The organism is Amycolatopsis sp., assembly GCF_036008905.1.
GTDB lineage: Bacteria > Actinomycetota > Actinomycetes > Mycobacteriales > Pseudonocardiaceae > Amycolatopsis.
Genome location: NZ_DASYMU010000237.1, coordinates 33,169 through 45,218 on the forward strand (window position 1 = coordinate 33,169; position 12,050 = coordinate 45,218).

The window sequence follows — 12,050 nt, forward strand, 5'->3', positions numbered from 1 at the left end:
AGGCAGCAAGCGCGGAGATGCGACCGCCGACAGCGGCAACCAGTATGAATCGAACAGGTGCTGTCGCCCATTGCCGAGGCGGAGATGGCGAAACCGATGCGGGAACCACCCGGAGAGCCCACGATCGGCGACCCGTCCAGAAGTTGACGGCCGACGTCCGCGAGCGAATCGACAGGAGACACGATGACGAACGAGATCAACCGCGCGGTGCTCGGCCCTGATGCGATGCGCGAAGTATGGATCGCATTGGCGGCGGAGGTGATCGGGTGCTCGGTCGAGACGGTCCGGGACGAGGCGGACACGGAGTCCTTCATCGATCTGGGCGGTACCTCGTTGCGTGCGGCCGACTTCGCGGCCAGGGTCGAGCGCCGGCTGGGCATCTCGGCGCCGCTGCGCGCCCTACGCGGGCCGGTTCCCCTCGCGCAGGCGATGGCGCAGGCGACCGAATACCGGCCGGTACCTGCCAGCGCGCCGACGACGTCGGTGTATCGACCGCTGCTGCCGAGCCAGGACGGCATGCTCATGGCCGAGAGCCTGCTCGGTGGCCGTGGTGTGCATGTGCTGTTCACCGCCGCGAGCACCACCCCGTTCGAACTTGACCGGCTGCGGGCGACGCTGGCCGACCTGACCGGGAGCCACGAGGCTCTGCGTACCGTTTTCACTCGTACGGACACCGGCTTCGCCAGGCGGGTACTGGACACCTGGCAGCCGCGGCTGATCGAACAGCGGCTGACCTCGCCTGCCGGCGTGGATCCGGTGACGACCGTGCACACCCAGCTCAGCGCGGCCAGCCCCGGCCTGCTCGCGCCGTTCACCGAGCCACCTGTGCTGTTCGTGCACAGCCGGGTCGACGGTGGGCCGGACCTCCTTTCGATACTGGTCCATCACGCGATCTTCGACGGGTGGGCGCTGTGCCAGTTCTGGCGCGCGTTCGCCCGTGCGTACTCCGCCGGTACCGCCGAGCCAGGCCCGTCGCCGGAGCTGATCGCGTCCCGGTATCAGGAGCTCACCGAGAGCGGCAAGCTCGCCGAGCTGACCCGGATCGCGGTCGCCGACCTCACCGACCTTCCCGACACCGTCAAGCTGCCCGTCGACCGGCCCCGGCCGGAGACCCAGGACGTCAGCGGGGTACGGCTGCCGTTCGCGCTCAACGCCGCACTGCGGGACCGGGTCATGACGACGGCGCGGCAGCTCGGAGTGACCCACACCGTCGTGCTCTTCACCGCTTGGGCGATGGCGGTGGGGCGGCGTGCCGGGATACAGGACTTCGCCGTCGGAGTCGCCATGTCCGGCCGGCAGGTCGCCGAGCTCCAGGACGTCCTCGGGTTGTGCGTGCGCATCGTGCCGGTACGGTGCCGGCTCGACGACACCCTCACCGTCGCCGAGCAGCTGAGCGCCTGCGGCGCCGCCTGGGCCGGCGCCGCCGAGCGGGCCGAGCTGCCGCTGGAGCTGATCATCCCGGCGCTCGGCCAGGCCGAGGTCACCGACCGGATGCCGATCATCCAGGCCGTGTTCGAGGCACACGACGAACTGCTGGGTGAGCCGGTGCGGGAGGACGGGCTGGAGCTGACCCTGCACGAGGGGTACTGCGGGGCCTCGATGATGGAGGCCACCCTCTTCCTCGCCGAGTGGGGCGAGCGGCCGGTGATGCGGCTGGAGTACCAGCAGGCGGTGTTCGGTCCGGGCGAGGCTGTCGATCTGGTCGAAGGGTTCACCGCGGCGCTGGAAGAGCTCGTCGCGGACGCGGACGCGCCGCTGTCGTCGGTACGGGCGATCTCGGCGGGGCAGCGGGAGCGGCTGGCCGCGCTGTCCGACGGGCCGGCCACCGACTGCGCGGCCGGGCTGTGGCAGTTGTTCGAGGAGACGGCCGCGCGCCACCCGGACGCGGTCGCGGTCGAGACGTCGACGTACGCCGAACTGCTCGCCGCCGCACGTACTCACGCGGCCGCACTCGTCGACGTGTCCCCTGGCGACAGGGTCGTCCTCGCCGCACCGCGCGGCGCCGCCGAGGTGGTGGCCGTGCTCGCGGTCCTGCACCGGGGTGCGGCGTATGTCGCGGTCGACGCCGCCGCCCCGCGGGAGTACCTCGCCGAGATCCTGCGCCAAGTTTCGCCGCGCATGGTCATCGGCTCGCCCGAGGTGGCCGAGTTGGCCTCCTGCCCGGCGGTTCCACTGTGGACACCGGCCGACCCGCTGGTACCCGGACCGGACCCGGCGCCCGCCGACCCGGACCGGACCGCGTACATCGCCTTCACGTCCGGCTCGACCGGCCGGCCCAAGGGCGTGATGGTGCCGCACCGCGCGGTCGTCCGCCTGGTCCGCGACGCCGGATACGTCCGCCTCGGCCCGGACGAGCGGTACCTGCGCCTCGCGCCGCTGGCGTTCGACGCCTCCACGCTGGAGCTGTTCGCGCCATTGCTGTCCGGCGCCGGCCTTCAGGTCTTCCCGGACGGGCCGGTCGGGCCGACCGAGCTGGCCCGGTTCCTCGTCGAACGCCGGGTGAGCGTGCTGTGGCTGACCGCCGGGCTGTTCCGGCTCGTGGCCGACCACCGGCCCGAGGCGTTCGCGCACGTACGGCAGGTGCTCACCGGCGGCGACGTGGTACCGGCGGCCCAGGTACGGCAGCTGCTCGAGCAGTACCCCGGGCTGCGGGTCACCAACGGGTACGGCCCGACCGAGAACACCACGTTCACCACCGTCCACCACGTCGACTCGGTGGCCGAAGTGAGCGACCCGCTGCCGATCGGCAAGCCGGTCCCCGGCACACGGGTGTTCGTGCTCGACGAGACCGGCCGGCAGGTACCGCCGGGCGCGGTCGGCGAGCTGTGCGTCGGCGGTGCCGGTCTTGCCGACGGCTACCTCGGCGCACCCGAGGAGACAGCCCGCGCGTTCGGTTGGCGGGCACCGGACACCGGTGAGCGCTTGTACCGCACCGGGGATCTGGTGCGCTGGGACGGACGCGGGTGCCTGGTGTTCCTCGGCAGGCGCGACGACCAGATCAAGGTACGCGGGTTCCGCGTCGAGCCGGACGCGGTGGCGCGGCGGCTGCGCGAGCACCCGAAGGTACGGGACGCGGTCGTGGCGGGCGACGGTGCTCCCGGCACCGACCGGCGACTGCTCGCCGGTGTCATCGTCACCGACCCGGCCCTGTCCGTGGCCGAGCTGCGGGCCTGGGTCGGCGAGGCACTGCCGTCCTGGTCGGTACCGGAGCTGTGGTCGCTCACCGACGCGTTCCCGTTGACCGTCAACGCGAAGGTGGACCTCCAGGCGCTGGCCACGCGCGCGGCCTGAACCGTTTCCCGGCGCCGTTCACGAACGTCGCCGGGAAAACCGCCGAACGGGCCGATTCCACAAAAAACGCAATTCCGCCTAGGAAGCCACGCCGGCCAGGCCGGTGGTCATCATGGATTGGTGAGAGATGACAGACAAATCTGTTTCGCAGTTGTCCGCCGGTCAGGTCGACGAGATCGAAGCCGTCGTCACCGCGCATCCACAGGTACACAGTGCCGTGGTGATCACCCGCGAGGACCGTGCCGGAGATCGCCGCCTGGTGAGCTATGTCATCCCGGCGGACAATGTCCCGCACGGCGATTCCGGACCCGCCGAGAACGCCGGGGTGGGTGATCTGGTGGCGCAATGGCGCCGGGTGTACGACGACATGTACACCGATACGGAATTCGCCGACGACTCCCAATTCGGCAGGCTCGAATCGGATTTCACCGGCTGGAACAGCAGTTACACCGGGACGGCGATTCCCATCGACGACATGCGGCAGTGGCGGGCGGCCACGGTGGAACGGATCCGGGCACTGAAGCCTTCCCGAGTGCTCGAGATCGGTATCGGTTCGGGATTGCTGATGTCGCACCTGGCTCCGGATTGCGAAGAGTACCGGGGCACGGACTTCTCCCCGGTGACCATCGCCAATCTGCGGGCCCGGTTGAAGCACGCCGATGTGCCGTGGGCCAACCGGGTCCACCTGCGCGTGGCCGAAGGCACCGACACCACCGGGATGCCCGACGAGTACTTCGACACGGTGATCATCAACTCGGTGGTGCAGGCCTTCCCCGGCCACGCGTACATGCGCAAGGTGATCGAGCAGGGGCTGCGAGTGCTCGCGCCGGGTGGCTCGTTCTACATCGGCGACGTCCGGAACCTGAGTCTGCTCGAGGAGTTCCGCACCGCGGTGCAACTCGCACGGAACCCTTCCGCGGAGCCGGGGAAGGTCCGCACCCGGGTACGCCGCGCGGTGGCGGCCGAGCAGGAGTTGCTGCTCGCCCCGGAGTATTTCCTTGCCTCAGCTCAGGAGTTGACCGGTATCGCGGGGGTCGATATCCAGCTCAAGCGTTCCACCGTGGTCAACGAGCTGACCCGCTACCGCTACGACGTGGTGCTGCACAAGGCGCCGCATCAAGCGCCCTCGCTCGCCGACGTGCCCCGGGTCGCGTTCGCCGACTTGGCCTCTCGCGACATCAAGGACTTCGGCGACCATCTCGAACGGATCCTGGGCGAGCAGCCTGACGCGAGCCTGCGCGTCACGGGCATCCCGCACGGCGGGCTGGCCGGTGAAGTCGCCGCGGCACAGAGCATCCGGCGCGGACAACCGATCCCGGTCTTGGCCGCGCCGGGCGGTGGCACGCGGACGGACGCGGGGTGGCTTCCGGAAGACCTGCACCTTCTCGCCCAGCGCCTGGGCCTGACGGTCGCGGTGACCTGGTCGGCACAGCCCGACCGCATGGACGCGGTCTTCCTCGGCCCGGGAGCCCCCGCCCAGTCGCCGGACACGGGCAAACGCGTGTTGACGGACGTGTTCGAGGCACGGGAACCGGTGGCGGCGGCGTCCCGGTACGCGAACTATCCGAAGGCGTCGCTGCTGGCCGCGGACGTGCGCCGGTTCGTCGGGGAGCGAGTTCCCGGCGACTTGGTTCCCGACGAGGTCGTCGTCGTCGACGAATTCCCGTTGACAGTGGACGGCCAGCTCGATCATGCGGCGCTGCCCACGCCGCAATTCGCCGCCTGACGCAGGCTGCCCCTGCCGGTATCTCCGATCGAAAACCTGAATCCTCGCGGAATTGATGGCGAGCATCGATTCCGCAGGCACACCGAGGCGATCGGCGAAACTGTTTCTTCGATCGTGCGGTTTTGTGGAGCCGGCTGTCGCGCCTTCGGCGGAGATCGCCTGCTGTTGCTACCTTTGGGCAGGCTCGAAGCGACCCTCCCGTCGGCGAGGGCGGCTTTCACACGATGAGGAGCAGGAAAATGACGGCGAAGGTGATCATCGGGATGACCACGTCACTCGACGGTTTCGTCAATGGCCAGGACGACACCATGAATGGGATGTTCGCCGATATCGAGACACTCGCGGCGTCCGCCCAATGGAAGTCCATGATCGAGCAAACCGGTGCGGTGATCATGGGGAAGAGAACCTTCGAGATGGGTGATCCGGACTCGTACGTCGGCAGTTACGAATTCCAGGTGCCGATTTTCGTGCTGACCCACGAACCGCCGGAGGTGGCGCCGAAACAGGACGAGAACCTGACCTTCACCTTCGTCACCGACGGCATCGAATCGGCGGTCGCACAAGCGAAGCGCGCCGCCGGGGACAAGGTCGTCCAGGTGGTCGGCGGCCCCGACGTGACCCGGCAGGTGCTCAAGAGCGGCCTGGCCGACGAACTCACCCTCGACGTGATGCCGGTGTTCTTCGGCACCGGCAGCCGGCTCTTCGACGACCCGGATCTCGCGCACATCCAGGTCGAGAAGATCGACGTGCGGGAGGTGGCGGAAGGCGGCCCGCGAACGATGATGAGGTTTCGCGTCAAATAGCCGGCGAGGCTCCGCGGCACCGTCCATCCACAATGGATGGTGCGCCTGCGCCACCTTCGCGCCGCCGGGGCCTTACCGTCTCGCGGCGCGAAAGTCGGCATACCGTGCTCAGCCGGGCTTTGAGCACGTTGGGAGATGCCCGCGTACAGCGTGCCGTGGCAGCCTGCATCCCTGCGTGCTTTCGTCTCGTTCCACGCCCGCAGCCATGACTCGGAAAGGAGCTGTCGATGGACAGCATCGTCCAACCCGGCGCCGACCAGAGAGCCGGCCTGCGGAGCTGGCTGGGGCTGGCGGTACTGGCCCTGCCCACTCTGCTGCTGTCGGTGGACATCACCGTATTGTTCCTGGCTCTGCCGAACCTCAGCGCGGATCTCGGCGCGAGCGGCACCGAGCAGCTGTGGATCATCGACATCTACGGATTCATGATCGCCGGCATGCTGGTCACCATGGGAAGCCTCGGCGACCGTATCGGACGTCGTCGGCTACTGCTGATCGGTGGCACCGCCTTCGGCCTGCTATCCATACTGGTCGCCTTCTCGACCAGCCCCGAAATGCTGATCATCGCCAGGGCACTGCTCGGTATCGCCGGCGCGACCATCATGCCCTCCGCGCTCGCGCTGATCATGAACATGTTCCCCGACCCCAAACAGCAGGGCACCGCCATCGCGGTGTTCATCAGCTGCTTCATGGGCGGCGCCGCGGTGGGCCCCGTCGTCGGCGGGGCGATGCTGACGAACTTCTGGTGGGGCTCGGTCTTCCTGCTGAACGTCCCCATCATGCTCCTGCTCGTGATCACCGGTCCGATCCTGCTGCCGGAGTCCCGCGACCCCGAAGGCGGCCGGCTGGACCTGGTCAGCGTCGTGCTGTCCCTCGCGGCCGTCCTCCCGGTCATCTACGGCCTCAAGCAACTCGCCAGCCACGGATGGGCGCTGGTGCCGGTACTGGTGCTCGCCGCCGGGATCGCCTTCGGCGTGATCTTCGTCCACCGCCAGCACACCCGGCCGGACCCATTGCTGGACCTGAAGCTGTTCAAGAGCCCCGCGTTCAGCGGCGCGGTCGCGATCATGACCCTCGGCTCGGTCATGATGGCCGGGGTCTCCATGTTCTTCACGCTGTTCCTGCAGCTGGTCAAGGGCTACAACCCCCTGCAGGCCGGACTCTGGATGGTGATCTCGGCGGTCACGATGGTCCTCGGCAGCATGATCGCCCCGCGCCTTACCCAGCGCCTGCGACCCGCTGTCGTCCTGGCCGGCGGGTTGACGATCAGCGCGGCCGGGTTCTTCATGCTCACCACCATCGGCGCCGACACGGGAATCGCCGTACCGATCATCGGCGTCGCCGTCGTCTCCACCGGTGCCGGCATCTTCGCGACCCTGACCACCGGACTGGTCATGACCGCCGCCCCACCGGAGAAGGCCGGTGCCGCCGCCGGACTGTCCGAGACAGGCGGTGAGCTCGGGGTCGCACTGGGCATCGCCGTCATCGGCAGCGTCGGCACGGCGGTCTACACCGCCCTGCTCGTCGTTCCCGACGGTGTCCCCACGCAGGTGGCCGACACCGCCCGCGAGAACATCACCGGCGCCGCCACCGCTTCCCACGGACTGCCCGCGGACCTCGGTGCGGCCCTGCTCGGCAACGCCCAAACCGCCTTCACCTCGGCGCTGAACGCCGTCTCCGGCGTCTCGGCGGGTGTCGCCATCCTCCTCATCGCCGTCGCACTCGTCGCACTCCGCAAGGCACCCCCCACCGGTGCGGCCACACCGGAACCCGCCGCCACCGAAACCCCGGAAAAAGCCACCACCTCCGTCACCGCCGAGTAGCCGCCGGCACCGGCAAGACAGCACCCACCGGACGCGCGCAGCCAAGAGCTGCGCGCGTCCGTTGTCATACAACGATTTCCAACCGTCCACATCGGACTCCGAAGAAGAGAGCACGGACGGAGATGCCCGGCCCCCGGCGCGCGTGCCAAGGTCGGATAACAGGCATGGCAACGGTTTTAGGGAGAGAGAACTCATGAGCGAGACCACGACGAACTCCGTGGCGGAAACCACGATTCCGGGGTGGATCGCCGGCACCTGGACCGTCGACCCGACCCACTCCGTGGTGGGCTTCTCGGTGCGTCACCTGATGAGCAAGGTTCGGGGCCGGTTCACCGACTTCACCGTGCAGATCGTGACCACGGACGACCCCGCCCGGTCGTCGGTCACCGCGGCGATCGAACTGTCGTCGGTGGACACCGGCGTCACCATGCGCGACGACCACCTGCGCTCGTCCGACATCTTCAAGGTCGAGCAGAACCCGACCATGCGGTTCGCCTCCACCGGGTTGCGGCGCGACGGTGAGGCCTGGGTGCTCACCGGCGACCTCACGATCGGCGAGACCACCCGGCCGGTCGACATCGAACTCAGCCTGCTCGGCATCGACCCCACCGGCATCCAGGGCGAGACGCGCATCGGCTTCGAAGGCCGGGCCACGATCAAGCGCTCGGACTTCGGGTTCGGCTTCGGTCTCGCGGTCGACGGCAGCAAGATCGTCATCGGCGACAAGATCGAGGTCTCCCTGGACATCGAAGGCGTTCTCGAGGCGTAAGGGCGAGATGCCTGTCGGCCGAAGGCCACCGCCGTGAAGGGCTCCTTTCCCCGCGCCGAGCGCAGGGAAAGGAGCCCTTCACCGGATAGACCACAAAGAAGAGGATGTCCGGATCGGGAGTAGAGGTGAAGCATGGACAACGGACCACGCCGCGCCCGGTGGCCGCGACCGCCGCCGGAACCCTCACGGAATTGAGTGAAACGCCCATGGCTGAAGAAGATTCCGGCAAGATCGTCCTCGACGTCTGGCTCAACGACTGGCCGCTCTGGCCGGAGTTGACCGACGTGGCCAGGGAGCACGCCGCGGAGTTCGGGAGGAAACACCCCCGGTACACGGTGAAGATCCACCCCATCACCATGCCGACGATGCCGGCCGAAGTCGCCAAGGCGGCGCGGGCAGGAGCCGGCCCCACCATCGCCGCCTACCAGTACACGGTCACCCAGAACGCGAGGGACGCGGTCGCCGCGGACGGCACACCGCTGTTCACCTCCGTCGAGAAGGCCGTCGGTGGCCGGACGGAGATCCTCGGCGAGCCGGTGGTCCTTGACGACATCCTCACCAACGCCCGCCATTACTACACCTTCGACGGCGAGCTCACGTCGATGCCGAGGAACACCTCGACGATCCTGCTCCACGCGAACCTGACGCTGCTCGAGGCCGCCGGGATCGAATCCGTGCCGAAGACGTGGGACGAACTCGAGGCGGCGGGCAAGGCGCTCCTCGCGCTGCCCGGCGGCCCGGCGCACGCCGTCACGTGGCCGAACTTCGGCTGGTTCTTCCAGCAGTCACTCGGCCAGCAGGGCGGTCTGCTCGCCGACCACGACAACGGCAGAACGGGCCGGGCGGGAAAGGTCGACCTCGCGTCACCGGAGATGCTGGCCTACGTCCAGTGGTGGCGGCGGCTGCACGAAAGCGGAATCTACCGCTACACCGGCAAACCCACCGACTGGCCGGGAACCTTCGCCGCCTTCGCGGCGCAGGAGGTCGCGTTCCTGCTGAGCTCGTCGGCGGAGACCGGGCGCATCGTCCAGGCCGGGCAGGACGGCGGTTTCCGCGTCGAAGCGGGTCCGATGCCCTACAACAACCGCGCCCCGTACTACGGAAACCAGGTCGCCGGCGAATCCCTCTGGCTGGCGACCGGTCTCGACAAGTCCACAGAGGACGGTGCGCTCGCCTTCCTGCAGTACTGGACCAACGCGCGGAACGCGGCGAACCGCTACGAGCACGGTCGCAGCTTCGTCCCGACCACCGAGGCGTCGATCGCCTTTCTGGAGTCCGAAGGCTGGTTCGAGCGGAACCCGCACCTGCGGACCGCGATCGACCAGCTGCGCACGACGACCGACACACCGGCGACCCGGGCGGCCGTCTTCGGCAACTTCTCCGAGATCCAGAACCTCACCGCCGCCGCGATGCACGACGTGCTGACCTCGGGTGCCGACCCGGCCCTTCGCTTCGCCGAAGCCACCGCGGACGCGCAGGCCCTCCTGAACGCCTACAACGCCGAACACGGGCCGGAATAGCCTGACGGGCGCCGTCTCCCCCGCGCAAACAAGGAGACGTCCGCTCGGCCGGCGTGGTGCAAATCTAGTGGTATGGCTGAATTCGAGGGTAAGACCGTACTGATCACCGGCGGCGGCAGTGGCATCGGCCTCGGCACCGCGCAACGACTGGTGGCGGCCGGGGCGAACGTGGTACTCGCGGGCCGCAGCCGCGAGAGGCTCGCCGTGGCCGCGAAAGAACTCGACGCGGGCGAGCGCGTCCTGACCGTTCCGGCGGATGTGTCCAGCATCGCGGACCTGGACAACCTGATCTCCGAAGCGGGCGACCGCTTCGGTCATCTCGACGGGGTGTTCGCGAACGCCGGCGCCGGGGTCTCCGGCCGCGTCGCCGATCTCACCGAGGCCGACTTCGACCTGGCGATCGGGACGAACGTGAAGGGCACCTTCTTCACCGTCCAAAAAGCACTCCCCCTGCTCCGCCCCGGCAGCTCCGTGGTGCTGAACGCCTCGTGGACCGTGCACCGCGGCATGGCACCCGCTTCGCTGTACGCGGCCAGCAAGGCTGCCGTGCTCAACCTGGCGCGGACGTTCGCCGCAGATCTGGCCGCGGAAGGCATCCGGGTCAACGCGATCACCCCCGGCCACATCGTGACCGACATGTTCCAGGCCATCACCGGCGGCTCCGAGCAGGTGCAGGGGTTCTTCCGCTCCCAGGTCGCGCTCGGCAGGCTTGGACAGCCGGAGGACATCGGCGACGCCGTGACGTTCCTGCTCTCGTCAAAGGCTTCCTACATCACGGGTCAGGAACTCGTGGTCGACGGCGGCCTCTGCACCGTCAGTGCCTGACCCGCCGACGCGAGGGGAATCTCGAACAATGTCAGTCACAGGTTCCGGACAGAGACACCGGTTGCCACCCGAGCCGGAGCTGACCCCGGCCGAGATCGTCACGCGGGCCGAGGCCATCGCGGCGACGCTGGTCGAGCGCCAGGCCGAAGTGGAAGAGCGCACCTTCTACGCCCAGGACATCCACGAGGAATTCACCAAGGCGGGTTTCTACCGGATCCTGGTGCCCCGGCGCTACGGCGGCTACGAGTTCGGCGCGGACACCTTCATCCGGGTGACCATGGCGCTGACCCGCGGCTGCTCGTCGACCGGCTGGATGTACTGCCTCGGCGCGGCGCACGCGCTGCTGGCGGCCACGCTGTTCGACGAGCGCGCGCAGGACGAACTGTTCGCCGCCGGTGACTTCATCGCGCCCATGCCGCTGGCCCCCGGCGGCACGGCCGAGCGGACCGACGACGGGCACTGGGTGCTCAACGGCACCTGGCACTACTGTTCCGGCGCGCCGTACGCCACCCATCTCATCGGGCACGCCATGGTGTCCAAAGAGGACGGTGCGCCGCCGGAGCCGCTGCTGTTCATCGCTCCGCGCGCCGAATGGGAGATGCTCGACAACTGGGGAGAGCAGCTGGGCCTCAAGGGCAGCGGTTCACACAGCATCACCATCCGGGACGGCCGGATTCCCGACTATTTCACCAAACCCCTGCACCTGAGCGAAGTCACCATGGCCGACGGCGAAGCGGGCCGCCTGTTGCACGGCAATCCCCAGTACGGCGGGTCACCGCTCGGCTTCATGTCGCTGGAAGGCGCGGCCATCGCGGTGGGCATGGCCAAGGGCGCGCTCGACACCTACGAAGAGCTGCTCCGCACGAAGACCACCGGCACGCCACCGTTCGCCGTCCGCTCGGAAGACCCGGACTACCAGCTGTGGTACGGCGAAGCCTCCGCCCTGATCGCGACCGGGGAGGCCGCGCTCCTCAACGCCGTCCAGCAGTGGGACGAACTCTGCGCCGGCGGCGCGGCGGCGTACACCCCGGACCGCGACCTGATGATCGCCCTGATCTGCCGCCAGGCCGCGACGATCGCCTGGCAGGCGGTCGAGAACCACATTCTGCCCACCGCCGGTTCGAGCGCCCTGCGCAGCGGTGAGCGCCTCGAACGGGTTTGGCGCGATCTCTCCACCGGCCGCAGCCATACCGGATTCGGGGTTCTCCTCTCCGGAGAAGGAAACCGCTCGTACACCCGGTCCCGCGTCAACGGCGAGCGGTTCGCCGCCGGCGCGGCCTGAACCCACCAGCCCGG

The 12,050-nt window shown here is 68.8% G+C and carries 8 protein-coding genes; all 8 read left to right on the forward strand.

Going from position 1 to position 12,050, the window contains the following annotated elements; all coding sequences use genetic code 11:
• Positions 1-183 precede the first annotated feature (183 nt).
• The gene (locus VGP60_RS37960; protein WP_327553047.1) at positions 184-3,291 is read left to right on the forward strand and encodes an amino acid adenylation domain-containing protein; all 3,108 of its coding nucleotides are present in this window, start codon (positions 184-186) and stop codon (positions 3,289-3,291) included.
• Positions 3,292-3,418: 127 nt separating this feature from the next.
• A complete protein-coding gene (locus tag VGP60_RS37965) occupies positions 3,419-5,017 on the forward strand; it encodes a methyltransferase domain-containing protein (RefSeq protein ID WP_327553048.1) in 1,599 nt (532 codons plus the stop codon).
• Positions 5,018-5,256: 239 nt separating this feature from the next.
• Positions 5,257-5,820, forward strand: a complete 564-nt coding sequence (locus tag VGP60_RS37970; RefSeq protein ID WP_327553049.1) for a dihydrofolate reductase family protein — start codon at positions 5,257-5,259, stop codon at positions 5,818-5,820.
• 227 nt (positions 5,821-6,047) lie between these two features.
• Complete coding sequence (locus VGP60_RS37975) at positions 6,048-7,640, forward strand: MFS transporter (protein WP_327553050.1); 1,593 nt, start codon at positions 6,048-6,050, stop codon at positions 7,638-7,640.
• A gap of 193 nt (positions 7,641-7,833) precedes the next feature.
• The gene (locus tag VGP60_RS37980) at positions 7,834-8,409 is read left to right on the forward strand and encodes a YceI family protein (protein WP_327553051.1); all 576 of its coding nucleotides are present in this window, start codon (positions 7,834-7,836) and stop codon (positions 8,407-8,409) included.
• A 206-nt stretch (positions 8,410-8,615) separates the two neighbouring features.
• The gene (locus VGP60_RS37985; protein ID WP_327553052.1) at positions 8,616-9,929 is read left to right on the forward strand and encodes an extracellular solute-binding protein; all 1,314 of its coding nucleotides are present in this window, start codon (positions 8,616-8,618) and stop codon (positions 9,927-9,929) included.
• 72 nt (positions 9,930-10,001) lie between these two features.
• Positions 10,002-10,754: an SDR family oxidoreductase gene (locus VGP60_RS37990; protein ID WP_327553053.1), complete on the forward strand. Its 753-nt coding sequence runs from the start codon at positions 10,002-10,004 to the stop codon at positions 10,752-10,754.
• Between the two features lie 61 nt (positions 10,755-10,815).
• Positions 10,816-12,036, forward strand: a complete 1,221-nt coding sequence (locus VGP60_RS37995) for an acyl-CoA dehydrogenase family protein (protein WP_327553054.1) — start codon at positions 10,816-10,818, stop codon at positions 12,034-12,036.
• The last annotated feature ends 14 nt before the right edge of the window (positions 12,037-12,050 follow it).